22 protein-coding genes and 6 tRNA genes are annotated in these 25,227 nt (G+C 46.7%); 18 read left to right on the top strand and 10 right to left on the bottom strand.

Features of this window, described 5'->3' with window-relative positions:
* Positions 1–3 precede the first annotated feature (3 nt).
* The 8 genes from OM978_RS13120 to metK all read right to left on the bottom strand — a co-directional run bounded on the left by OM978_RS13120 (position 4) and on the right by metK (position 8,046).
* The gene (locus OM978_RS13120) at positions 4–1,812 is read right to left on the bottom strand and encodes a PAS domain-containing sensor histidine kinase (RefSeq protein WP_264342643.1); all 1,809 of its coding nucleotides are present in this window, start codon (positions 1,810–1,812) and stop codon (positions 4–6) included.
* 137 nt (positions 1,813–1,949) lie between these two features.
* A complete protein-coding gene (locus OM978_RS13115; RefSeq protein ID WP_264342642.1) occupies positions 1,950–2,210 on the bottom strand; it encodes a DUF1653 domain-containing protein in 261 nt (86 codons plus the stop codon).
* Positions 2,200–2,634 carry a Holliday junction resolvase RuvX gene (gene ruvX, locus OM978_RS13110; protein ID WP_233078279.1) on the bottom strand — a complete coding sequence of 145 codons (435 nt, stop codon included), beginning with the start codon at positions 2,632–2,634 and terminating at the stop codon, positions 2,200–2,202. The genes OM978_RS13115 and ruvX overlap by 11 nt, the downstream gene beginning before the upstream one ends.
* Positions 2,634–3,191 (bottom strand): YqgE/AlgH family protein, encoded by a 558-nt coding sequence (locus OM978_RS13105; protein WP_264342641.1) that lies wholly within the window; start codon positions 3,189–3,191, stop codon positions 2,634–2,636. The genes ruvX and OM978_RS13105 overlap by 1 nt, the downstream gene beginning before the upstream one ends.
* Before the next feature lie 21 nt (positions 3,192–3,212).
* A complete protein-coding gene (gshB, locus tag OM978_RS13100; protein WP_264342640.1) occupies positions 3,213–4,181 on the bottom strand; it encodes a glutathione synthase in 969 nt (322 codons plus the stop codon).
* Positions 4,182–4,204: 23 nt separating this feature from the next.
* A complete protein-coding gene (gene rsmE / locus OM978_RS13095; protein WP_264342639.1) occupies positions 4,205–4,933 on the bottom strand; it encodes a 16S rRNA (uracil(1498)-N(3))-methyltransferase in 729 nt (242 codons plus the stop codon).
* Between the two features lie 111 nt (positions 4,934–5,044).
* The gene (locus OM978_RS13090) at positions 5,045–6,604 is read right to left on the bottom strand and encodes an AbgT family transporter (RefSeq protein ID WP_264342638.1); all 1,560 of its coding nucleotides are present in this window, start codon (positions 6,602–6,604) and stop codon (positions 5,045–5,047) included.
* A gap of 290 nt (positions 6,605–6,894) precedes the next feature.
* Positions 6,895–8,046 carry a methionine adenosyltransferase gene (gene metK / locus OM978_RS13085; RefSeq protein WP_264342637.1) on the bottom strand — a complete coding sequence of 384 codons (1,152 nt, stop codon included), beginning with the start codon at positions 8,044–8,046 and terminating at the stop codon, positions 6,895–6,897.
* 352 nt (positions 8,047–8,398) lie between these two features.
* Here metK and tkt point away from each other — a divergent pair, with 352 nt between their 5' ends.
* The 16 genes from tkt (at position 8,399) to OM978_RS13005 (ending at position 20,313) form a co-directional block, all read left to right on the top strand.
* Positions 8,399–10,396 (top strand): transketolase, encoded by a 1,998-nt coding sequence (tkt, locus tag OM978_RS13080; RefSeq protein ID WP_264342636.1) that lies wholly within the window; start codon positions 8,399–8,401, stop codon positions 10,394–10,396.
* 68 nt (positions 10,397–10,464) lie between these two features.
* Entirely contained in the window at positions 10,465–11,478 is a 1,014-nt protein-coding gene (gene epd, locus OM978_RS13075) for an erythrose-4-phosphate dehydrogenase (RefSeq protein WP_264342635.1), read from the top strand.
* 174 nt (positions 11,479–11,652) lie between these two features.
* Entirely contained in the window at positions 11,653–12,837 is a 1,185-nt protein-coding gene (locus tag OM978_RS13070) for a phosphoglycerate kinase (protein ID WP_264342634.1), read from the top strand.
* Positions 12,838–12,976: 139 nt separating this feature from the next.
* Positions 12,977–14,041: a class II fructose-bisphosphate aldolase gene (fba, locus tag OM978_RS13065; RefSeq protein WP_264342633.1), complete on the top strand. Its 1,065-nt coding sequence runs from the start codon at positions 12,977–12,979 to the stop codon at positions 14,039–14,041.
* A 241-nt stretch (positions 14,042–14,282) separates the two neighbouring features.
* Positions 14,283–15,056 (top strand): DUF3450 domain-containing protein, encoded by a 774-nt coding sequence (locus OM978_RS13060; protein WP_264342632.1) that lies wholly within the window; start codon positions 14,283–14,285, stop codon positions 15,054–15,056.
* A gap of 6 nt (positions 15,057–15,062) precedes the next feature.
* On the top strand, positions 15,063–16,427 hold the full coding sequence (locus tag OM978_RS13055) for a MotA/TolQ/ExbB proton channel family protein (protein ID WP_264342631.1): 1,365 nt from the start codon (positions 15,063–15,065) through the stop codon (positions 16,425–16,427).
* Positions 16,427–16,951, top strand: coding sequence for a MotA/TolQ/ExbB proton channel family protein (locus OM978_RS13050; RefSeq protein WP_264342630.1), 525 nt, complete (start codon positions 16,427–16,429; stop codon positions 16,949–16,951). Before OM978_RS13055 ends, OM978_RS13050 begins: the two co-directional genes overlap by 1 nt.
* 13 nt (positions 16,952–16,964) lie before the next feature.
* Positions 16,965–17,366, top strand: coding sequence for an ExbD/TolR family protein (locus tag OM978_RS13045; protein WP_264342629.1), 402 nt, complete (start codon positions 16,965–16,967; stop codon positions 17,364–17,366).
* 1 nt (position 17,367) lies between these two features.
* Entirely contained in the window at positions 17,368–17,988 is a 621-nt protein-coding gene (locus OM978_RS13040) for an energy transducer TonB (RefSeq protein ID WP_264342628.1), read from the top strand.
* Positions 17,989–17,992: 4 nt separating this feature from the next.
* Positions 17,993–19,258, top strand: a complete 1,266-nt coding sequence (locus OM978_RS13035) for a tetratricopeptide repeat protein (RefSeq protein WP_264342627.1) — start codon at positions 17,993–17,995, stop codon at positions 19,256–19,258.
* Between the two features lie 477 nt (positions 19,259–19,735).
* A tRNA-Ala gene (locus tag OM978_RS13030) sits at positions 19,736–19,811 on the top strand.
* A 16-nt stretch (positions 19,812–19,827) separates the two neighbouring features.
* Positions 19,828–19,903 (top strand) — tRNA-Glu (locus tag OM978_RS13025).
* Between the two features lie 26 nt (positions 19,904–19,929).
* Positions 19,930–20,005 (top strand) — tRNA-Glu (locus OM978_RS13020).
* Positions 20,006–20,039: 34 nt separating this feature from the next.
* Positions 20,040–20,115, top strand: a tRNA-Glu gene (locus OM978_RS13015).
* 24 nt (positions 20,116–20,139) lie between these two features.
* Positions 20,140–20,215: transfer RNA gene (locus tag OM978_RS13010), tRNA-Glu, on the top strand.
* A 22-nt stretch (positions 20,216–20,237) separates the two neighbouring features.
* Positions 20,238–20,313 (top strand) — tRNA-Ala (locus OM978_RS13005).
* A gap of 190 nt (positions 20,314–20,503) precedes the next feature.
* On the opposite strand, the gene OM978_RS13000 is transcribed toward OM978_RS13005, so the two are convergent.
* Positions 20,504–21,088, bottom strand: a complete 585-nt coding sequence (locus OM978_RS13000; RefSeq protein WP_264342626.1) for an arylesterase — start codon at positions 21,086–21,088, stop codon at positions 20,504–20,506.
* Between the two features lie 19 nt (positions 21,089–21,107).
* Here OM978_RS13000 and OM978_RS12995 point away from each other — a divergent pair, with 19 nt between their 5' ends.
* The gene (locus tag OM978_RS12995) at positions 21,108–21,824 is read left to right on the top strand and encodes an ABC transporter ATP-binding protein (protein ID WP_264342625.1); all 717 of its coding nucleotides are present in this window, start codon (positions 21,108–21,110) and stop codon (positions 21,822–21,824) included.
* Positions 21,814–24,294 (top strand): ABC transporter permease, encoded by a 2,481-nt coding sequence (locus OM978_RS12990; protein WP_264342624.1) that lies wholly within the window; start codon positions 21,814–21,816, stop codon positions 24,292–24,294. Before OM978_RS12995 ends, OM978_RS12990 begins: the two co-directional genes overlap by 11 nt.
* Here the strand turns inward: OM978_RS12990 and OM978_RS12985 are convergent.
* The gene (locus OM978_RS12985) at positions 24,285–25,178 is read right to left on the bottom strand and encodes a TIGR01777 family oxidoreductase (RefSeq protein ID WP_264342623.1); all 894 of its coding nucleotides are present in this window, start codon (positions 25,176–25,178) and stop codon (positions 24,285–24,287) included. The two genes, OM978_RS12990 and OM978_RS12985, sit on opposite strands and share 10 nt — an antisense overlap.
* Positions 25,179–25,227 lie beyond the last annotated feature (49 nt).

Below are 25,227 nucleotides of genomic sequence, written 5' to 3'. Positions count from 1 at the left end.
ACCTTATTCCCTGGCTGATGAAAAATGAATGGAATAGAGGGTGCCCTGATATCGGCTAAGTTCGATCTGAGCGCCTAATTGCGAAATAAAGGCCGGTATCAATTGCATGCCCAAAGAGTTGCCCTGACCTAATTCAATACTTGCAGGCAAGCCTATGCCGTTATCGCTTATTTCCAGTGTTATTTTGTTTTCTCGTTGCGTTAAGGCCAGAGTAACTTTGCCTTTTTGGTGGTCTGGAAAGGCATGTTTAATGCTGTTGGTCAGTATTTCAGTGGCTAATAATCCGCAAGGAATGGCCTGTTCAAGCGCCAGTACTATCTGTTCGTCCATTTCTGCAAAATCAAAGTGGATAAAGTCGGCGTTAGTCAGGGTTTGCCTGACTAACTGGCAAAGTTGCCGTAAATAATTAGCCAGAGGTACTGAAGAAAAATCACGTTTTTCGTAAAGTAACTGGTGAGTCAGTGCCATGGTGCGAACCCGTAGCTGACTCTCCAGTAGCACTTGTTTTAATTCAGGCGTTGCGCCGCGAGACCGTAAACTTAGCAAGCTAGAGACAATCTGCAGATTGTTTTTCACTCTGTGGTGAACTTCGTTGAGTAATAAGGTGCGTTCAGCGAGTAAGGTTGTTTTTTCATCAATAATGCCCTGCAGGTTTTGTTGTGCCGCTTTTGCTGCCGATACATCGGTGATGGTCGCGAGCACAGCGGCTTTTTTATCGCCTTCAAGATAGGTTAAGCCTATTTCTACCGGAAACTCAGAGTTGTCTTTGCGTTTTGCATACAATTCTCTGTGTTGCCCCATGGGTCTGGTGGTAGGGGCGAGCATAAAGCCCTGACGTAATTTAGGGTGATGCTGCTGGTATCGTTGTGGTAACAAAATCTCTATAGGTTGGCCTGTGAGCTGGCCTGCTTCATAGCCAAACATTTGTAGGGCTCTGGTATTGGCCAGCGTAATAAATCCCTGAGAGTCAATAGAGACCAGCCCATCCGCAGTGCTGTCAAACACACGGCGAAACCGCGTTTCGCTGTCCTGCAATTCCTGCTCGCTGCGTTTTCTACTGGTGATTTCAATGCCAGAGGGCACCAGAAAACTCAGCTGCTGATTATCGTCATAAACCGGAGCCAGCATAAAATCGATGATAACGACGTCGTCTTTCATCTGAGCTGTAATATCAAAACGGCTGATAATGCCGGCTCTGGCGTCTTCCACTGCTTTTTCTATACGTTTGGACGATTCAGTATCGTGTTGCCACCAGAAGCAGTCCCAGAATTTTTTATTACGGACCTGGTCCAGAGTTAAACCAGCCAGCATTAATGGCGGGCTGTTGGAGTCCAGTAAGGTACCGTCCGGCGACAAAATACCAACAAAAGTAAACATATTGTCGAGAATTTTCCGCAAGCGATCTAAATCATCTTTACGGGTTTGCTGCACAAACCAATCCATAGTGCTGTTCAGCGCAACCACTGCTATGCCACAAAACTGTTGTTCGTTATTGAAGAGTGGAATATAGGAACCAGACCATTGCGACTGTTCGGCGTTGTTGCTGTTATCTCCGGGCACGCTGAAGTTCAATAAAGCTTTGCCTGTATCCCGTACTTGCTCCAGCAGCGGCATAATGGTTTCGGCCAGAGTGGGCAATACTTGCGCCACTGTACGACCTAAATGCTGCTCTATCGCAACACCGTTAAATTCGGCCAAAATAGAGTTGATGCTGATATAACGAAAGGATTTGTCTAACACTGCAATACCAGTTGGCAGGGTGTGACTAAGCGCATCCAGCGCCAGAGCTTTTAGTTCAGAACTTGATTCCATGTCAGTACGCCTTAAATGCTATGTTTTGAACTTAGACACAAGTGCTTGTTTTATCAAGGCGGTAAGAAAAAACAAAAAAGCCCCTGGTGCGGGGCTAAGGTGCTATAGACGACTTAGGTGTTCCAAGCCCAGACAGATCAGAGTAGAGGGGGTAATGCAGGTAAAACGCCCAATTCTGCAGGAGCTTGTTCAGAAACAAAACTAAAGCGGGGGACCAGTTCACCTGCAACTTCAACATTGCTGATAAACATCTCCAGTGGCCGCACCCATAAGCCAAAGTCACCGTATAAAGCGCGGTATAACACCAGCTCTTCATCGGTTTCGCTGTGCCGTACCAGTGACAGCACCTGATACAAAGGGCCTTTGTAGTGGCGATAGAAGCCGGTTTTAATCGCCATAAGCGCCGCCGTTTTCAAACCAGCTTTCTAAAATCAGTTTGGCAGAAAGGCTATCGACCAACTCTTTGCTGAGTTTTTTAAAGCCACCTTCAGCAAACAACTGTGAACGGGCGTCTACCGTGGTTAAACGTTCATCCTGCGTTTTCACCTGCAGACCATAACGGCCATGCAGACGATTGACAAACTTATGTACGCGAGCGGTAAAAGGCTGTTCTGTGCCGTCCATATTTAAAGGTAAACCTACCACCAACAGCTTAGGTTGCCATTCTTTGATTAAGGCTTCGATTAGATCCCAGTTTGGAATACCGTCCTGAGCTTTTAAGGCTTTGAGCATAGTGGCTGTGCCAGTCATGCTTTGACCTACAGCCACACCGATACTTTTTAAACCATAGTCAAAAGCTAAGACTGTTACGCTACTACTCATCAGGCGTGACCTGCTTCTGGGCTTAATTGCCAGACTTCTATGCCCATGGCATGTGCTGCGCCTTGCCATTTTTCGGCATGGCTCATTTCAAAAATAATGTTGTTGTCGGCCGGGATCATCAGCCAGCTATTTTCTGCCATTTCTTTTTCCAGTTGACCAGCGCTCCAGCCTGCATAACCTAAGGCCAGAATAAACTTTTCCGGTGCATCTTCTGTCGTCAGTTTTTCTAAAATATCGCGTGAGGTGGTGACCATCAGGTCGTTGTTCAGTCGCATACTGCTGGTGTAGCCATCTTTTGGCGTGTGCAACACAAAACCCCTATCACTTTGCACAGGGCCGCCCGCACAAACATGAGCTTTAGCTGCACGGCTTTCTATATCGTGTTCAATCTGCAACTGGCTCAACAGCTCGGTCACTTTAACCGGCATGGGGTGATTAATCACAATGCCCATGGCACCTTCCGCATTGTGCTCACAAATATAAGTGACACTGCGTTTAAACATCGGGTCGTCAAGACCCGGCATTGCAATCAATAAATGATTCTGGAAATTGTCCATATAACCGCCTTAGGACCTGATTTAGTTTTGCTTTGGCAACTGATTCTGCTTTAACAGTAGTTCAATCTGGTCAAATAACATGCCAGTGATATTCACCGGAAAGGCCGCTTCAATTTCGCGGATGCAGGTTGGGCTTGTGACATTAATTTCAGTCAGCCGGTCACCAATAATATCAAGGCCAACAAAAATCAGGCCTTTTGCTTTCAGCGTGGGGCCAACAGCACGGGCAATAGCCCAGTCGCTTTCGGTTAAAGGACGAGCTTCACCACGGCCACCTGCGGCTAAGTTACCGCGCGTTTCACCACTGGCCGGAATACGGGCTAAGCAATAAGGCACAGGTTCGCCGTTCACCACCAGCACACGTTTATCACCGTCTTTAATTTCAGGAATAAAGCGTTGTGCCATGGCATAACGACTACCATGTTCTGTCAGGGTTTCAATAATGACACTGACATTGGCATCGTCCGGTTTTAAACGAAAAATGGAGGCGCCGCCCATACCATCCAGAGGTTTTAAAATCACGTCCTGCTCTTGCTGGTAAAAGGCTTTCAAGCGTGCAGCATCGCGGGTAACCAGAGTTTTTGGCGTATGTTCAGCAAACCAGGCTGTGTAGAGCTTTTCGTTTGCATCGCGCAGGCTCTGTGGTTTATTTACAATCAGTGTGCCTTGGTCTTCTGCTCTTTCTAAAATGTAAGTGGCGTAAATAAATTCAGTGTCAAAAGGAGGATCTTTACGCATTAAGATCACGTCTAAGTCGGATAATGCGATGTCCTGTGCGCCACCAAAATCATACCAGTGTTCACCATTTTGCTGCACAGACAACAAACGGGTACGGGCGCGTGCCTGACCTTCTATTAAGTACAGATCACTCATTTCCATATAATGCAGCTGATAACCACGGGACTGAGCTTGCAATAACATGGCAAAACTGGAGTCTTTTTTGATATTGATGTCCGCGATAGGGTCCATCACTATGCCTAATTTAATCATCTTCACTCCTGTTTGGATCTGCTTCAGGCCAGATCACCAAATTGTAACTGTAATGCGCTGATGGCGGTTAAGGCCGCCGTTTCTGTACGTAATACCCGCGGGCCTAAACGAACGGCCATAAAACCTGCTTCTCTAGTTTGGGCCACTTCAGAGTCAGTAAAACCCCCTTCAGGACCTATGACTAAACGAATTGCCTGACTACCTGTTATGGTCTTAATGGAGTCTGAAGTCCATGGATCCAAGGTCAACTTTAAATCTTTTGTTTCCTGCGCCAGCCATTTGTGAAGCTGCAAAGCACTATGCACAAGTGGCACTACACTACGACCTGACTGCTCACAGGCGGCTATCGCAATTTTTTGCCATTGTTCTGTGCGTTTAGCCAGACGCTCTGCATCCAGTTTTACGCCACAACGCTCAGTAAAAAGCGGGGTGATTTCAGTAACGCCCAGTTCAACCGCTTTTTGAATAACAAAATCCATGCGGTCACCACGGGAAATACCCTGACCTAAATGCAGTTTGAGGGGCGATTCGACCGGGTTATCGGCTGCGCTGATGGCTTTGACCAACAGCTGTTTTTTTTCAACCGCAGTGATCAGTGCCTGATAATTCTGGCCGTCACCGTTAAACAAACAGAGCTCGTCACCCGCCTGCATCCGTAACACACGGCCTATATGGTTGGCACCGTCTTCGGCCAGGGCAAATTCCTGCTGCAATGAAATCACACCAGGCTGATAAATTCTGGGAATACGCATAAAAATAGCTTCTTAAGCACTTTGGAAAGTGTCTATGGTAGCAGGCAAAAGCGGGGCTGGGTATGGCTTGTGATGCAAGATTCTGCATCACAAGCCATTAAAAACGGCAGTTTAAGGCGCAGGGTAGACGTAGCTGGAGCCAATACCTAAAGGGAAGCCCAGCATCCAGAACAGGATTAAAAAGCTGGTCCAGCAAATCAGTAAGGTGATTGAATAAGGCAACATCAGCGCGACTAAAGTACCTATACCTGTAGATTTCACATACTTCTGGCAAAACACCACAATCAGCGGGAAATAGGGCATTAATGGCGTGATGATATTGGTGGACGAATCACCAACCCGATAAGCAGCCTGAGTTAAATCCGGCGATACACCCAATTGCATCAGCATTGGAACTAAGACTGCGCCAATCAGAGCCCATTTAGCTGAAGCAGAGCCTATCACCAGATTGACAGTAGCCGTCAGCAGCACCAGGCCAATCAGGTTCACTGCCATAGGGAAATTCATTTGTTGCAGGAAGTTAGCTCCTTTAATCGCCAGTAAAGCACCTAAGTTGGACTGACCAAAGGCAAAAATAAACTGAGCGCAGAAAAATGCCATGACGATGTAATAACCCATACCACTCATGGCTTTACTCATGCCTTGCACTACGTCTCTGTGGTTTTTTACTTTGCCAGAGGCATAACCGTAGACAATGCCGGGCAACAGGAAAAATACAAAAATAAGGCCGACTATCGACTGCATCAAAGGCGCCGAGGCTGCTGTAAGCTCACCTGTACTGGAGCGCCAGGCTGAGCTTTCCGGCCAGACGGCAACCACTAACACAGCGGCTGCAATCAGCATAGACAGCAGCGCGTAACGCAAGCCTTTACGTTCTGCATCATTTAATGGCTCCATGGAAGGCAACTGCTCTGGGTCACCATCGACTTTAGTTTGCTGCAGACGCGGCTCAACAAATTTATCGGTCAGCACCCAGCCTACGATCACAATCAGTACCACTGAGGCAGTGGTGAAGTAGTAATTGTTTAATGGGTTAATCACCAGACTGGCTGCTGCTGGATCGGCAGATAAACGGGCCGAAGCCTGAGTTAAACCCGCCAGTAACGGATCCAAGCTGGAGGGGACAAATAAAGTCGCGGCAAAACCACCGGATACACCGGCAAATGCAGCTGCTATACCAGCTAGTGGGTGACGGCCTGCTGCATAAAAAATCACGGCACCTAACGGAATAACCAGTACGTAACCAGCGTCCACTGCAACATGGCTTAAAATACCTACGGCAATCAGCACTGGGGTTAATAAATGTTTTGACGTCACAGCTAAGATTCTACGCAAACCTGCGTTGATAAAACCTGTGTATTCAGCCACACCTAAACCTAACATAGCGACCAGCACTACACCTAGCGGTGGGAAACTGACAAAAGTACTGACCATTTTTGCCATAAAATCAGCAAAAGCCGCACCTTCCAATAAGTTTTTTACCTGAAAAGGCTGGCCGGTACGAGGGTCAATATCAGTGAAAGTGATACCTGATAATGCCCATGACAATCCCCAGACAAAAAACATCAGCAAAGCAAATAAGATGGCAGGGTCTGGCAGTTTATTACCGATTCGTTCTATGGCATTGAGGCTACGATTGAGCCAGGATGTTTTTACGGCACTGGACGTCATGGATACTCCGTGTTGTAGTTGCAGGTCATCTGCTGTGACTGTTTTTTATCCGTTTTACCTTATCCTGCTTTAATAAAACCGTAAATTAAAAAAATCGTCAGGAACGATTTTTAACAGCTTTAGCTGGCCCTTAGGGAGAGCGCCAGGGATGGCGGCGAATAAAAAATCGTCAGGAACGATTTTTAACAATGCGGAGCGTTGGCCCAGAGGGGGAGCGCCAAGGATGGCAGCGAATAAAAAAGGAGAGCTAAGCTCTCCTTTTACGTTTTTCTATATTTTAAAACAAAAGCTTAGATTTTTGCTTCAGAGCGCAGAATTTCAGCTTTGTCGGTGTTTTCCCATGGGAATTCATTGCGACCGAAGTGACCGTAGGCTGCTGTAGCGCGGTAAATAGGACGTTCTAACTGCAACATCTGGATCAGACCATAAGGGCGTAAATCGAAATGACGGCGGATGAGTGCAATCAGTTGATCTTCGCTCAACTTGCTGGTGCCAAAAGTTTCAACACTGATAGAGGTAGGTTCTGCCACGCCTATAGCGTAAGACACCTGAATTTCACAACGCTCAGCTAAACCAGCTGCGACAATGTTTTTTGCCACATAACGCGCGGCATAAGCAGCTGAGCGGTCTACTTTGGATGGATCTTTACCAGAGAAAGCACCACCACCGTGACGCGCCATACCACCGTAGCTGTCTACGATAATTTTACGGCCTGTTAAACCACAGTCACCCATAGGACCACCAATAACAAAACGGCCAGTAGGGTTAATGAAATACTTAGTTTTGTTGCTCAGCCATTCTGCAGGTAACACAGGCTTGATAATGTGTTCCATCACAGCTTCACGCAGGTCGGCTGTAGAAATGGTGTCACAGTGCTGAGTGGATAAAACCACTGCATCTATACCCACTGGTTTGCCGTTTTCGTAGACAAAGCTCAGCTGGGATTTAGCATCAGGACGTAACCAGCTTAAGGTGCCATCTTTACGTACTTTGGCTTGTTGTTGTACTAAACGGTGTGAGTAAGTGATAGGGGCTGGCATTAACACATCAGTTTCGTTGCTGGCATAACCAAACATTAAACCCTGGTCGCCTGCACCTTGTTCACTTGGATCTTTTTTATCCACACCTTGATTGATATCAGGTGATTGCTTACCAATTGCGCTTAACACGGCACAGGAATTGGCATCAAAACCCATATCTGAATGCACGTAACCAATGTCACGGATAGTGCTGCGTGTTAACTCTTCGATATCGACCCAGGCTGAGGTAGTGATTTCACCACCTACTAACACCATGCCAGTTTTTACGAAGGTTTCGCAAGCAACACGGGCTTTTGGATCTTGTTCTAAAATGGCATCCAATACCGCGTCAGAGATCTGGTCAGCGATTTTATCCGGATGTCCTTCAGAAACAGATTCAGAGGTAAAAATGTGTTGTGCCATTTACGTATTCCACATGTTGGTTGTTATCGCGCCTGGGCGCTGTAATTTGGGGCGGCTATTTTAGTGAAAGGTGCAAGTCATTGCCAGAACTTTCTGCCGCCCGGACGTCTTTAATGCTAAAGCTTGCAAATGTATCGGCCAATGGAGTTAAAACTTTGCTTTGGTGTGGATTAAAATTTGCGATTTGGCTGATGCTCTGTGAAAATAAGCCCAGCTTTGCAGTATCCATGTAAAAACAGCGTTCACCCACTTAGCCGCCACTCCAGTAAAGACAAAAAAGAGCAGTGCAAGAGTACGGGTAACCCCACCCCTTGGATCAAAGTCATATAAAGTCAATCAAGCAGGAGAGAAGATGCCATCTCGTAAACAACTCGCTAACGCCATTCGTGCTTTGAGCATGGATGCAGTGCAAAAAGCGAAATCAGGTCACCCGGGCGCCCCTATGGGCATGGCAGATATTGCTGAAGTATTGTGGCGCGATTATTTAATTCACAATCCACAAGACCCAAGCTGGGCCAACCGCGACCGCTTTGTGTTGTCTAATGGCCACGGCTCTATGCTGTTGTATTCTCTGTTGCATCTCTCTGGTTATGATTTAGGCATTGAAGATTTAAAACAATTCCGTCAGTTGCACTCCCGTACTCCTGGTCACCCTGAATATGGCTATGCGCCAGGCGTTGAAACCACCACTGGTCCTTTAGGTCAGGGTATTACCAATGCTGTGGGTATGGCTATTGCTGAGAAGGCGTTAGCTGCTCAGTTTAATAAACCGGGTCATGACATTGTAGATCATCACACCTACGCTTTTTTAGGTGACGGCTGCTTAATGGAAGGCGTATCGCATGAAGCCTGTTCATTGGCTGGTACTTTGGGTTTAGGCAAGCTCGTCGCATTTTGGGATGACAACGGTATTTCTATTGATGGTCATGTTGAAGGCTGGTTCACCGACAATACGCCTGCACGTTTTGAAGCCTACGGTTGGCATGTGATTGCTGGTGTGGACGGACATGATGCAGTTGCTATTAAGGCCGCTATTGAACAAGGCCGGGCTGTCACAGACAAACCTACTTTAATTTGCTGCAAAACCATTATTGGTTACGGCTCACCGAATAAATCCGGCTCACACGACTGCCACGGCGCACCTTTAGGTGATGCTGAAATTGCCGCAGCGCGTGAATACTTAGGCTGGGAGCATGCTCCTTTTGTCATTCCACAAGACATCTATCAAGAGTGGGACGGCAAAACCAAAGGTTCATCTGCTCAGCACAGCTGGAATGACAGCTTCGCTGCTTATGCCAAAGCTTACCCTGAACTGGCCGCTGAATTTAAACGTCGTATGGCAGGTGATTTACCGGCAGATTGGGCAGAAAAATCTGCTGCTTATATTCAGCATCTGCAGGACAATCCGCAGTCTATTGCAACCCGTAAAGCCTCTCAGAACAGCTTAAATGCTTTTGGTCCTTTATTGCCTGAGTTATTAGGTGGTTCAGCCGATTTAGCCGGCTCCAACCTGACGATTTGGTCTGGATCTAAAGGTGTCACTGCAGAAGACGCCAGCGGCAATTACCTGTATTACGGCGTGCGTGAGTTTGGTATGTCAGCCATGATGAATGGTATTGCCCTGCACGGTGGTTTTATCCCATACGGCGCTACTTTCCTGATGTTTATGGAATATGCCCGCAATGCCGTGCGTATGGCTGCGCTGATGAAACAGCGTGTTATTTTTGTCTACACCCACGATTCTATTGGTTTGGGTGAAGATGGCCCGACTCACCAGCCTGTTGAGCAATTAGCTTCGCTGCGTGTTACGCCGAATCTGATGAACTGGCGTCCTTGTGATGCAGTGGAATCGGCTGTGGCATGGCAAGCCGCTATTGAACGCACCGAAGGCCCAAGTACTTTAATTTTCACCCGGCAGAATCTGATACAACAGTCTCGTACAGCGCAGCAATTGGCTGATGTGCGTAAAGGCGGTTATGTGTTGCTGGATTCTGTAGGCGCGCCAGAACTTATTCTGATTGCCACAGGTTCTGAAGTTGAGCTTGCAGTACAGGCTTATCATCAATTAACCGCTGCTGGCCGCAAAGTACGCGTTGTGTCAGTGCCTTCCACCGATGTATTTGAAGCGCAAAGTGCACAGTACCGTGAATCTGTATTGCCTGCAGCAGTGACTAAACGTGTTGCTGTGGAAGCCGGTATTAAAGACAGCTGGTACAAATATGTTGGCCTGACAGGTAAAATCATTGGCATGGACAGCTTTGGTGAATCGGCTCCGGCTGAACAGCTGTTTGAACACTTTGGAATTACCACTGCCGCTGTGGTTGCTGCGGCCAATGAGTTATTAGCGTAAAATGAAAAGGGGCCTTGTGGCCCCTCTTTTTTAATCAGTAAATGTGTGAAGCGGGTAATTGAATAGCAATGACCATTAAAGTGGCAATTAACGGCTTTGGCCGTATAGGTCGGAATATCCTGCGCGCCGTGTACGAGTGCGGTTTAACAGAGCAAGTTAAGGTGGTCGCTATTAATGAGTTGGCTGACGCCAAAGGTATAGCTCACTTATTAAAATACGATACCTCGCATGGTCGCTTTGGTTTTCCGGTTGAGTTGACTGCGGAAGGTTTGCGGGTCAATGGCGATGCTATAGCACTGTTCTGTCAGGCCGATCCAGCCCAGTTACCCTGGCACGAATTAGAAGTCGATGTAGTGCTTGAATGTACCGGTGTGTTTCATAGCCGTGCCGATGCGCAGCTGCATTTAGATGCGGGTGCAAAAAAAGTATTGTTTTCACACCCGGCAGACGCAGACATTGATGCCACAGTGATTTATGGCATTAACCAGCATTTGCTGACCGATGAGATGACAGTAGTGTCAGCGGGTTCTTGCACCACCAACTGTATAGTTCCGGTGATCCAGGTGCTGGACCAGCACTTTGGTGTAGAGAGTGGCACCATTACTACTATTCATGCCTCGATGAATGATCAGCAGGTGATAGATGCCTATCACACTGATTTGCGCCGTACCCGGGCAGCCAGTCAGTCTATTATTCCGGTCGATACCAAGTTAGCCCGCGGTATTGAGCGTATCATGCCGCATTTAGCTGGTCGTTTTGAAGCCATTGCTGTACGTGTGCCTACAGTGAACGTCACGGCTATGGATTTAAGCGTCACTTTGCATCAGGACGTCGATGTCACTCAAATCAATCAGGTCTTACAGCGCGCAAGGGCAGGGGAGCTGGCTGGTATTCTGGATTATACCGAAGAGCCACTGGTGTCCGTCGATTTTAATCATGATGCGCATTCATGCATTGTCGATGGCTCACAAACCCGGGTCAGCCACAAACGTTTAGTGAAATGTTTAGTCTGGTGTGACAACGAATGGGGCTTTGCGAACAGAATGATCGACACAACCCGCGCTATGATGCGTTTTGTCTGAATTTATTTAAATTAGAACTTATACCCAAGTAGCTTGGAGTTGCAGGGCGGCGACAAGCCAGTAAGACCCCAGAAGCATAGTAAACCTATGCGACTGGGGCGAAATGGCGCAGTCAACAAAGCTGCAGCTTTAAGTACGACGGGAATAAAATTAATCAAATCACAGGAGTCTGGTATGTCAGTAATTAAGATGGCGGATGTCGATTTAACAGGGAAGCGGGTACTGATCCGTGAAGACTTAAACGTACCTGTTAAAAATGGAAAAGTGACCTCAGATGCACGTTTAAAAGCTGCTATTCCTACTATTGAATTAGCGCTTAAAAAAGGTGGCAAAGTGATGGTGTGTTCTCACTTAGGTCGTCCTGATGAAGGTGTATACGCTGAAGAGTTTTCGATGGCGCCTGTGGTTGATTATTTAAATGCCGCTTTGTCTGTGCCTGTGCGCCTGGTTAAAGACTACCTGGACGGTGTTGAAGTGAATGCCGGTGAAGTGGTTGTGTTTGAAAACGTGCGGTTTAATAAAGGCGAAGGCAAAAACGACGAAACCTTATCGAAAAAACTTGCTGCTTTATGTGACGTGTTTGTGATGGACGCTTTTGGTACTGCACACCGAGCTCAGGCTACTACTCATGGTGTGGCACAATTTGCGCCAATCGCATGTGCTGGTCCTTTGTTGGCTGCCGAGTTAGATGCATTAGCAGCAGCGCTTAAAAATCCGAAGCGCCCATTGGTTGCTATTGTAGGCGGCTCTAAAGTATCGACCAAGCTAACAGTGCTTGAGTCTTTATCAGGTATTGTTGATCAGTTGATTGTCGGTGGTGGTATCGCCAATACCTTTATTGCGGCTCAGGGCTATCAAGTCGGTAAATCCCTGGTTGAAATTGACCTGATACCAGAAGCGAAACGTTTAATGGCACAAGCCAAAGCGAACGGTGGTTCTATTCCTGTGCCAACAGATGTAGTGACAGGCAAAGCTTTTGCTGAAGACACTCCGGCAGCCACCAAGTCTGTTGCTGACATCAGCAGTGACGACATGGTATTTGATATTGGTCCTGACAGCAGTGCTGCTCTGGTCGACATTTTGAAAAACGCCGGCACTATTGTCTGGAATGGCCCTGTTGGTGTGTTTGAATTTGCCTCATTTGAACAAGGCACCAAAGCTTTGGCTTTGGCCATTGCAGATAGTCAGGCATTTTCTATAGCTGGTGGTGGCGATACTTTAGCTGCTATTGATAAGTATGAATTAGCTAACAAAATTTCTTATATTTCTACAGGTGGCGGAGCATTTCTGGAATTCCTCGAAGGTAAAACCTTACCAGCAGTGGAAATTTTGGAACAACGTGCCAAAACCACAGCCTAAAGCTGTTAGATTACAAATAACTACAAAAATCTAAACGAGAACGACCGTAGGTTCTGTGCAATTAAAGATCACCTCAGGTGACAGCAGAGCCCGCGGTTTTAAAACACAACCCTTACCCTACACAAAGAGAGAGGATCTCATGGCTCTGATTTCAATGCGTCAAATGTTGGACCACGCTGCTGAGTTTGGTTATGCAGTACCAGCTTTTAACGTCAACAACTTAGAACAAATGCGTGCCATCATGCTTGCCGCTGATGCAACAGACAGTCCTGTGATAGTGCAGGCATCTGCAGGTGCGCGTAAATATGCCGGAGCTCCATTTTTGCGTCATTTAATACTGGCGGCCGTGGAAGAATTCCCGCATATTCCAGTGGTGATGCATCAGGACCATGGCACCTCAGCCGCTATATGTCAGCAGGCGATTCAGCTGGGTTTTTCTTCGGTGATGATGGATGGTTCTTTAGGAACTGATGGTAAAACACCGATGGATTATGATTACAATGCCGATATAACGCGTCGGGTTGTAGATATGGCGCATGCCTGTGGTGTTTCAGTAGAGGGCGAATTAGGTTGTTTAGGCTCGCTTGAAACTGGCGCAGCAGGTGAAGAAGATGGCATAGGTGCAGATTGCATCCTAAGCCATGACCAAATGTTGACTGATCCTGAAGAAGCGGCTCAGTTTGTCAAAGCGACAGGTGTCGATGCGCTGGCTATAGCTTGCGGTACGTCACATGGTGCCTATAAGTTCAGTCGCCCGCCTACAGGTGATATTCTGGCGATTGATCGCATTAAAGATATTCATGCCCGTATCCCGGATACCCATCTGGTGATGCACGGTTCATCTTCTGTGCCACAAGAGTGGTTGGCTATCATCAACGAGTATGGTGGAGCTATACCTGAAACTTATGGTGTGCCAGTTGAACAAATTCAGGAAGGGATTAAGTATGGCGTTCGTAAGATCAATATAGATACTGACTTACGTTTAGCCTCGACAGGAGCTATCCGCCGTTACATGGCGAAAAACCCTGCGGAATTTGATCCCCGTAAGTATTTGCAGGAATCAGTCAAAGCTATGACTGAAATTTGTAAGGATCGTTATCTGGCTTTTGGTACTGCCGGCAACGCATCAAAAATAAAAGCCATTTCTCTTGAGCAAATGGTGAAGTTGTATGAGTCGGGGAAATTAACACCGAACATTAAATAAGCAAAAAAATTAATGGATTATTAATAGAGGAATGCCCTCTGTTTTGCTTAAGAAAAAATGGGTATAAATCGCAAGTAAATTGCAACAAAACTGTCATCGTTGACTGTCGTTGTTATATTGACAATCCGCGAGTTTGCTGCAATGATGCGGGCGGTTTACCCTTTAACCGGGTTATCTTTTGTTACAAAAAATAGCCTTTCAAAAACAGGTTACGTTAATCAGCAATTATTGGTTGGGAACTATGTCTAACAATAACATTCGTAAGAGTCTGGTTGCTTCTGCTCTGTTTGGAGCATTCGCATTGGCCAGCACCTCAGTAGCAGCAGATCCATTGGTTGAACTGCAGAAAGCGGGTCAGCAAAATATCCGCGCTTCAGTACAATCTCAGGAAAAAATCAACAACATTTTTGACCAAAGTCAGGAATTATTGGCAGAGTACCGTCAATTAGTTGAACAAACTGAAAATTTAAAAGTTTACAACGACCACGTTGCTAAATTGGTTGCCGATCAAAACGCATCACTGTCTTCTTTTGACAAGCAAATTGGTACTATCGAAGGTACTAAACAAGGTATCGTTCCTCTGATGTATCGTATGGTTGATACTTTAGAAGCCTTTATCAAAGCGGATATGCCAATCGATTTGGCTGGCCGTTTAGCTCGTATCGAACGTTTACGTGGCGTTTTAGGTAATTCAGCAGTAAACACTTCTGAAATGTACCGTTTAGTGATCGAAGCTTACCAAGTTGAAAAAGATTTAGGTACAGCGCTGGTTACTTACACAGACAAACTGGCTGTTGATGGCAGCGAAATCACTGTGAACTACGTTTACGTAGGTCGTGTTGCCTTACTGGCTCAATCTCTGGATGAAAAACAAGCCTGGATGTTCAACAGAACTACAGGTCAATGGGAAGCTCTGGGTCAAGAATACCTGGAATCTACCAAGTTAGCGATTCGTGTTGCGGGTAAACAAGCTGCCCCAGAATTGTTAAAACTTCCAGTGTTAGCAGCGGAGTAAGCATAAATGAAGAAAGTTTTTAAAGGTTTAGTAGTTGCAGCTGTTGTAACTATGTCTGCAGGCGTGTGCTTAACTGCTGCTGCCGATACAGCCAAACTTGACCAATTGTTAGAGCAAGTTAAAAAATCACGTACTGCTGAAGGTAAAATCAACCAGCAACGCGAACAGGAATTTTTATCTGACCGCGCTGACAAGCAAGCCCTGTTAAACAGAGCTAAAGCTGAATTTGCTGCTGAAGAATCCCGTGGTAAGTCTTTAACTCAGCAATTCGCTGACAATGAAGGCAAATTAGCTGCGAAAGAAGCTGAATTAATTGCTGCTCAGGGTACTTTAGGTGAAATGTTCGGTATCGTTCGTGGTGCTGCAACTGAAACCATCGGCGGTATCGCTACTTCTAACATCAGTGCTCAGTTTAAAGGCCGTGAAGAACTGCTGAAAAAACTGTCAGAAGCCAAAGAACTTCCAACTATCAATGAACTGGAAGAACTGTGGGTTGCTCTGCAAACTGAAATGACTGAGTCTGCTAAAGTATCTAAATTCGAAGGCAACGTAGTTGGTCTGGATGGTAATGGTGCTACTGCTTCTGTTACTCGTGTTGGTTCATTTAACCTGATTTCAGACATCGGTTACCTGGTGTTTAACGCTGATACTCAGGAAATGCAACCTCTGGTTAAACAACCTGAGTCTTACATTGTTGCTGATGCAACTGCGTTTAAAGATGCAGCTGCCGGTACTCTGATGCCAGTTTATATCGACCCAACTGGTGGTAACTTACTGCGTCTGAAAACTCAGGAAGCTACTTTAGAAGAGCAATTCCACCAAGGTGGTACTGTAGGTTACGTAATCACAGTATTGTTAGGTATTGGTTTACTGATTGGTTTACTGCGTTTCTTAGCTCTGACTGCAGCCTCTTCAGGTGTAAATGCTCAGCTGAAAAACCTGTCTAACCCTTCAGAGAAAAACGCTCTGGGCCGTATCCTGAAAGTTTACCATGACAACAAAAACGTTGACGTTGAAAACTTAGAACTGAAACTGGACGAAGCTATTATGCGCGAAACTCCGGCTATCGAAAAAGGTATCGGTATCCTGAAGTTAATCGCTGCTGTAGGTCCTTTATTAGGTCTGTTAGGTACAGTTGTTGGTATGATCGGTGCGTTCCAGGTTATTACCTTACACGGTACTGGTGACCCGAAAATCATGGCTGGTCAGATTTCAATGGCGTTAGTAACAACCGTTCAAGGTCTGTTATGTGCTCTGCCATTACTGTTTATCCACTCAATGTTACAAACGAAGTCTAACTCAATCCTGCATGTCCTGGATGAGCAAAGCGCTGGTATCATCGCTGCTCATGCGGAGAAGGAGAAAGCGTAATGCATAGCCTGATAGAGCTTTGGGAATCTGTCAGGGATTTTATCGCTACCGGCGGCGATGTACTTTATATTGTCGCCTTAGTGCTCTTCATCATGTGGGTATTGATCATAGAGCGCTTCTGGTTTATCAGTCGGGAATATCCAGCGATGCGTAGTAAAATTATCGCAGACTGGAATGCCCGGGTTGATACAACCTCATGGTATGCGCATAAAATTCGTGATGCGTGGGTGTCTGATGCATCTGTCAAACTGAATGAGCGGATCAATGTAATCAAAACTTTGGTTGCGATCTGCCCGATGGTCGGTTTGTTAGGTACTGTGACTGGTATGATCGCCGTTTTCGAAATTATGGCGGTGCAAGGTACTGGTAACCCAAGACTGATGGCAGCTGGTATTTCAATGGCAACAATTCCAACTATGGCTGGTATGGTTGCATGTTTATCAGGTGTATTTGTAACGTCCAAATTGGAAGGTAAGGTGAAGTCAGCAGTTCATGAGTTAGCTGACAACATGCCTCATCATTGATAGAGAGTAATTTATGGCACGTAAAATTAGACGTGAAGCCGAAGAGGCAGCAATCGATTTAACGCCAATGTTGGACGTTGTATTCATCATGCTGATCTTCTTTATCGTAACGACTTCGTTCGTTAAAGAAGCTGGTATTGACGTAAACCGTCCTAAAGCGGCGAAAGCTCAATCTAAGCCATCAGCCACTATCTTTATTGCGATCCGTGCAAACGGTGAGATTTGGATGGATAAACGTGCTGTAGACGTTGAGCGTGTTGGTGCAACGGTTGAGAAACTGTTAGCTGAATCGCCAACTGACACCGTTATCATTCAAGCAGATAAAGAAGCTAAGCACGGTATTGTGGTTTCAGTAATGGACCAAATCAAGCTGGCTGGTATCGATAAGATTTCGATCGCTGCGGAGAACAAGTAATATGGTAAGGTTATTACTATCACTGGTTGTTGGTGCGGTAATAACGTTTTTCCTGTATGTGTTGATGGCATTCCTTATAGGTGGGGATGATACGTTCACCAATGCTAAAAAGGATCAAATCGTTATTGAAATTAACTCGACACCGCCTGAGTCAAAAGCTCAGACTCGTGTTCGAGTGCCGCCACCGCCGCCACCACCGCCGCCAGAGCCTCCGAAAGCTCCGGTTGCAGAACCTGAGTCTACCGATACAGGTGGCTCTATAGGGTTTAACCTGCCGTCTGTTGACGTAGGTGGTGCGAGCTCAGGCTTAGGCGATCCGTCTTCAGCAATGATGCGTGATGGCGATGCCACTCCAATAGTTCGTATTGAACCTAAATACCCGGTACAAGCTGCTCGTGATGGTCTGCAGGGTTGGGTGAAAATGCGCTTTACTATTCTGGAAGATGGTAGCGTCGGTGACGTGACTGTTGTTGAAGCAGAACCTAAACGTGTATTTGACCGTGAAGCAATTCGCGCACTGAAACGTTGGAAATATTCACCGAAAGTGGTCGATGGTAAGACAGTTCAGCAACCAGGTATTATGGTTCAACTGGACTTCTCCTTAGATCAGGCTGGGGGTTAACACTATGAAGAAAATTAATACACTTACTTCTGCGTTGATCGTACTTGCCAGCTTTGGTGCTACAACTTTAAGTTCGTACGCTGTAGCTGCTCCGGACCCTGCAAAAATTGAAGCGCGGAAAAACCGCAAATCAACAGCTGTAGGCGAAAGAGTTGGTAAAGCTATAGGTAAAGCGTATGAGCTTTACAGTGCTGAAAAGGTAACTGAAGCTATTGCTGCATTGCAAGGTGTTGAGTCAAACAATGAGTTTGACATGGCTTATTTAAATCGTTTTTTAGGCAACATGTGGGCCGCGAAAGACGAGAAAAAGGCCATTGGCTTCCTGCGTAAAGCAATTCAGCCTGATGTATTAAGTTTTTCTGATCAGGCTGCGTCTTACCGTTTATTAGCCGACTTGTTGCTAAGCGATAAGCAGTACAACGAATCGATCAAAACTTATTACCAGTGGTTAGATTTCACTGGTGAGAAAGATGCGAACGTATATCTGCGTATAGCCAGCGCTTACATGGAAACAAAACAGTATCAGAAGGTGATTGAGCCTGCTGATATGGCAATTGCTCTGCAAGATAAAGCTAAGCCAAACGCCGGTCCTTATACCTTGAAGTTTTCTGCTTATTACGAGCTGAAAAACAACAAAAAAGCGATCGAAGTGTTAGAGACCACTGTGAAGGTTTTCCCTGCGGAAAAACGCTGGTGGACTTATCTGGCTCAGTTCTACTCTATTGAAGAGCAATACGAAAAAGCTTTGGTAACACTTGAAGTTGCAGCTATGCAAGGCATGCTGGATTCAGAAAATGAGTTCAAGTTATTATCTCAGCTGTACTCCAACGCCAACGTTCCATACAAAGCAGGCGTGACACTGGAAAAACATATTAAGTCTGGTTTAATCAAAAAAGATAAAACTATGCTGAACAGTATGGCCAGTTCATTCCAGGCTGCGCGTGAAATGGATAAAGCCGCTCAGTATTACGGTGAGTCAGCTCAGTTAGACAATGATGGTGATGCTTATCGTCGTCAGGGTTCATCTCTGATCCTTGCTGAAAAATACTCTGCTGCTGTTGTCGCTCTGAACAAAGCGCTGGATGCTGGTGTAAAAGCCAAAGGTCCAGTGTATTTGGCTCTGGTAGAAGCTTATTTCTATCAGAACAAGTTCAAAGATGCATATCAGGCGGTACAGAAAGTTAAAGGCGATCCTAAGTTTGCCCGTCAGGCTGCAAGCTGGGAGAGCTACATTAAAGAGCGCGCTAGCAAAAACAACGTGAGTCTTTAATAGTAAAAAAACCCTGCTTCGGCAGGGTTTTTTCTTTGTATACCCTTGGTACTTGAAGCTACCGCTTTGTTGACTGCGCGCTTTTGCTCAGTAATTTCGAAAGTATCCGCGTGGCAAAACCCGAGCATTCTCGCTTCAATCCAATTGTACATAGGTCTACTATGCTCCCGGGTTTCAAGATTGGCTGCCTCCTTTTAATTCCAACTACTTTGGGTATGCTTTCCCTGCACGTTACTTTTAGTTCTCATTTTATCTCTGTGTGGTGTCATACCAGATCCTGGAGTTGAATCAATTTGCCAACAGAGCAGGGCGGCTATGTTATTTATTTTGCTGTAATTTGCTGCTTCAATCGTCACTTAGTTTAAAAAATATGCGAACGGTTAAGGCTTTCTAAAAAACTGTTGACACCTTTGGCCTCGGCCCCTAGAATTCGCCTCGTCTTGTAGGGGATTGCTTAGCAGCCTCTGCAATTGGTGTGGGGCTATAGCTCAGCTGGGAGAGCGCTTGCATGGCATGCAAGAGGTCAGCGGTTCGATCCCGCTTAGCTCCACCAAAGATTTTGTTCCAGTGTCCCTTTCGTCTAGAGGCCTAGGACACCGCCCTTTCACGGCGGTAACAGGGGTTCGAATCCCCTAAGGGACGCCAACAAAATCTGACAAACTGACTGTAGTGTCCCTTTCGTCTAGAGGCCTAGGACACCGCCCTTTCACGGCGGTAACAGGGGTTCGAATCCCCTAAGGGACGCCAATTAGTCAGTACAAAATGTGATGTTTATGCGCCTGTCCCTTTCGTCTAGAGGCCTAGGACACCGCCCTTTCACGGCGGTAACAGGGGTTCGAATCCCCTAAGGGACGCCAGCATCATATGAAGACCTATCCAGTGTCCCTTTCGTCTAGAGGCCTAGGACACCGCCCTTTCACGGCGGTAACAGGGGTTCGAATCCCCTAAGGGACGCCACTTCAGCGTTACATCTGCAAGTGGGGCTATAGCTCAGCTGGGAGAGCGCTTGCATGGCATGCAAGAGGTCAGCGGTTCGATCCCGCTTAGCTCCACCAAAATTCTAAGCCTCACAAATTTCTTCGCTTTATGCCTTCATTTTAAAATTTCTGTGGTTCAGCCTAATGGTTAAGTCTTCATTCTGATTTTCTTTTCCAGCCGTTTTGAGATTTTATCTTTACAGTTAAAACCAAACAAAAAAGCGGCTTAAAAGCCGCTTCCTGACATTCCTCAAACTTGGTTACATCTTTATTCTAGACTCGACACCAAAGGTAGCATTAAATCTGCGATAACAGGTTGTGCTTCCAGGTTCGGGTGTAGCCCATCTGCTTGCATCCACTGTTGCTTTAACGCTATGGTCTCCATAAAGAACGGCCACAGCGGTATTTGCTGCTCCTTTGAAATTTTAGGGTACAAATCAGTGAATAATTTGGTGTAACGTGGGCCATAGTTCGGTGGAATACGTATTTGCATTAACACAGCTTTACTTTGTTGCTGTTTTATTTGCGTCACCATTGCATTGAGATTGCTTTCAAGCTGGGGCACAGGAAAACCACGCAGGCCATCGTTGGCACCCAGTTCAATCAGCACGTAATCGGGTTTGTGTTGTTCGAGCAGGGCAGGTAAGCGTGCCAGACCACCACCGGAGGTTTCACCGCTGATACTGGCGTTGACCAGTGTCCAACTACTGTCCTGTTGGTCGAGTTTTTGTTGAAGCAGATGCACCCAACTTTGTTGTTGGCTTAACCCATAACCGGCGCTCAGACTATCGCCAAGAATTAACAGCGTTTTGGCCTGCACCGCAGCTGCGGTGAGCGACAGGACCAAAAGCATAACGTAGATCAATCGAATCATGAAAACACCTATACCTCATATTGTTGCAAAAGATGTTGTAAAAACAGTTCAGCTTACTGAGTCAGAGCTTACCATACTGCAAGATATCCATCTGACTATCAATCAGGGCGCGACAGTTGCCATAGTGGGTGCTTCAGGCTCGGGCAAGTCTACTTTATTAGGCATACTGGCTGGTTTGGATCAGGCGTCTTCCGGAGAAGTCTATCTGGCGGGTCAGCCGCTGCACAAACTCACTGAAGATGAGAGAGCAGAGTTAAGAGCCCGTTCTGTCGGTTTTGTCTTTCAGTCCTTTTTATTGTTACCCAGCCTGACTGCATTGGAGAATGTCACTTTACCTGCTGAATTGGCAGGTATGCCGGATGCAAGAGCGCGGGGTCTTGAATTGCTGGCCCAGGTTGGACTGAGTCACAGGGCGGATTTTTTTCCTAATCAGATGAGCGGCGGTGAACAGCAACGGGTGGCGATAGCCAGAGCTTTTATCACTAAACCTGCTGTGTTGTTTGCCGATGAGCCTTCAGCCAATCTGGATAGTGCCACAGGCGAAAAAATAGAAGATTTATTGTTCGAACTGAACGAGCAGCAAGGCACCACCTTAGTTTTGGTGACGCACAATCATGAGTTAGCGCAGCGTTGCCAGTTCAGATTTCAGATGCATGCAGGCCACTTAACGGCTGATTTGACTCAAGCTACAGAGGGCAAACGTCATGTGGGGTAAAATCGCCTGGAGGCTGTTCTGGCGTGAGTTAAGCCGGGGTGAGTTATGGGTGATAGCCTTTTCACTCTTTTTAGCTGTACTAACGGTGGTGAGCTTATCTGGCATCACTGAATCTGTGCGTTCCGCTTTGTATCAGCGTAGCGCCAATTTTGTCGCTGCCGATCAAATTCTGCGTTCCAGTGTTGGCTTTAATGAGCAGGTTCAACAACAGGCAGACGAGCTTAAACTGCAATCATCTCGTCAGGTTCAGTTTAACTCTATGTTATTTGCCAAAGATTTGATGCAATTGGTGTCTGTCAAAGCAGTATCAGCAGCTTATCCGTTAAGAGGTGAGTTAAAGTTGAGCTCCTCCTTGGCCGACGAAAAAGCGCTTGCATCGTTGCAGCCGAATCAGTTGTATCTGGAAAGTCGTCTTTATAGTCTGCTGAATATCAAAGTGGGCGATAGTCTGGAGCTTGGTGAAAAAGTATTTACCGCCGCTGGGGTTATTGTGGCAGAGCCTGATGCGCCGTTGTCTGTATTTGGCAGCTCGCCACGGGTGCTCATGCATTTGGATGATGTGGCCGCTACAGGAATTATTCAGCCCGGCAGTCGGATCAGCTACCGCCTAATGTTTGCAGGTTCCCAACAAGATCTTGAATTGCTGGAGACACAAAGCAAAGGACTGCTGGGTCCACAGGACAGATGGCAGAAAATGGACAGAGAGTCGGCCATAGGTGGCGCTCTGGACAGATCTGAGCGCTTTTTATTGTTATCAGGTCTGCTCGGTATAGTACTGGCCGCTTGTGCCGCTGCAGTAGCTGCGAATCGCTATAGCCAACGCCATGCACGCTCTGTCGCTGTGATGAAGGCTTTGGGGGCAACCACCACTTTAAGCCGGAAGATTTATGGCAGTCATTTGTTGTTTGTGGTGGTCTTCAGCGTAGGCTTTGGTTTAGTGGCTGGGCAGCTGTTGGTGCAGTTAAGCCAATGGGGCGTTGCGTTCTGGATGTCAGAGTATCTGGCTGAGTTCAGCTTCCGTCCTTTAGGTTTAGGTGTCCTGACGGCTGCTATTTGTGCAGTGTTATTTTCCGCCCGGCCTTTATGGCGCCTGGCTGCAGTGCCGGCTTTGAATGTGCTGCGGGAAAAACCAGATCAGATGAAATTTGATCCGGTGCATTTAATCAGCGGCTCAGTGGCCATCTGGTTATTGATGTGGCTCTTTAGTGGCGATCTCTGGATCAGTAGCTGGTTATTTGTACTCTGCCTGGTATTTGCTGCTTTACTGATGGGCTTTGCGGCTGTGCTGGTTCGGGTTGCTAAACCTATGGCTGCAGGGCAAAGCAGTGCGCTCCGGCTGGCATTGGCGAATTTACGTCGCAGGTTGTGGCCCAATGCCTTTCAGCTGATCACTTTTAGTCTGGCTTTGTTCTTAACTCTGTTGCTGTATTTTTTACGCTCTGAGCTGCTGGATCAATGGCAGCAGCAGGTTCCTGAAGGGGCACCGAATCAGTTTCTGGTGAATTTAACGGAGCAGGATAAAACGTCGCTGCAACAACTGGCGGCAGAGCATCAGCTTACCCTGACAGATTTTTATCCGATGATCAGCGGCCGGGTTCTGGCCGTCAACGGCGAAAACTTTGCCGATGAAGCAACCAAAGAGAAACCTGAACAGCGTCAGGGCGTTGGGCGTGAGCTGAACTTAACCTGGTTAAATCAGATGCCAGACAATAACAAGCTGGAAAGTGGGCAGTGGTTTACTGCTGATTCCAAAGCTGAAGTGTCGGTCGAATCGCAAATGGCGGAACGGTTGGAATTGAAGCTTGGCGATATGTTGCAGTTTTCTGTCGGCGGTCAGTTATTTGAAGCGAAAATCAGCAGCATTCGTAAAGTGGACTGGAATAGTTTGCAGCCCAACTTTTATATGGTGCTGTCGCCTGATCTGATGCAAGGGTTTCCTGCAACCTACATCACAGCCTTTTATCTGGATATGTCAGAGCAAGAGTTGCTAAACCAGATAGTGCGGCAGTTCCCGACTGTGAGTCTGATTTCTGTCGATACCATCTTAAAGCAGGTCAATGACATTATCAGTCAGGTGTCTGTGGCCTTAACTTTTATCCTGATTTTGGTGTTTGCATCTGCAGTGTTGGTGTTGGTGGCGCAAGTGCAGGCTACGCTGGAACAAAGAGAACAGGAGCTGGCCATCCTTCGCACCTTAGGGGCTAAGTCGTCTTTCTTAAAAGCGGCCCTGCTGTATGAGTTTGCTGCGTTGGGGGGGTTAGCTGGTCTTTTTGCCACTCTGTTAGCTGAGATTTTACTGGCTGTAGTACAACAGCAGTTTTTTGATTTACCTTACAGCCCACACTGGAACTTGTGGTGGTTAGGTCCGGTATTAGGTGTGGGCTTAGTCACAGCGTTGGGGGCATGGCAGGTCAGGGTATTACTGAAGATGTCGGGCAGCACCTTATTACGACGCGCCCTTCAGAATTGAAGGGCGTTTAAGGCATCTTTGAGTTGTGGGTAGTGAAACTGAAAGCCACTATCCAGTAAACGTTTAGGCTGTACATTCTGACCAAACAGCAGAATGTCGGCCATTTCACCAAAAGCCAGACGTAATACAAAGGCAGGCACTGTAAAAGGTGCCTTTTTACCAAAACGTTCTGCGAGTAACTGGCTGAACTGTTTATTACTTACAGGGCGGGGCGCCGTGGCATTAAAAGGCCCACTTAAGTCCTCACGTTGCAGTAAAAAATCAATCAGACGTACCATGTCTTCCAGATGGATCCAGGACATAAACTGTTGACCATCGCCAATAGGGCCACCCAGGCCGTATTTAAACAACGGCAGCATCTTGCCAAGGGCTCCGCCTTTGCCACTTAGCACTATGCCTGTACGCAGTAAACAGACTCTTGTATTCGCTCCGGCAGCTCGCTGTGCCAGATTTTCCCAGCGGGCACAAATATCATGGCTGAACTCCGGATAAAAAGAACTATGCTCTTCAGTGACGACTGTGTTGCCCTGACGGCCATAAAACCCTATGGCAGAACCGCTGATCAATACTTTAGGTGGTGTAGTGCATTGCTGGATTTTCTCAGCCAGGGCTTCAGTGATCCGCCAGCGGCTTTGGCAGATTTTTTCTTTTTGCGATTCACTCCAGCGTTTGTCGGCTATAGGTTCACCTGCCAGATTGATCACAGCATCTATTTGATTTAAATCTATATCATCAAGAGAGTGTTGATAATTGGCGTCAACCGCCAATATTTCTTTCGCTTTTACGGATGAGCGGGTAAGGATATGTAACTGATGTTGGCCCTGCCACTGTGCTACGAGCGCACGTCCAATCAGCCCCGTAGCGCCTGTTATTAAAATGTTCATCCAAAGTTCTCCACAACTATAAGCTACTGAATACAGCCAAGTATAAGTG

The organism is Rheinheimera sp. MM224, assembly GCF_947090785.1.
In the GTDB taxonomy this organism is placed as follows: Bacteria; Pseudomonadota; Gammaproteobacteria; order Enterobacterales; family Alteromonadaceae; genus Pararheinheimera.
Note: the sequence above shows the minus strand (reverse complement) of the source record. Positions and strands in the feature narration are given on the sequence as shown.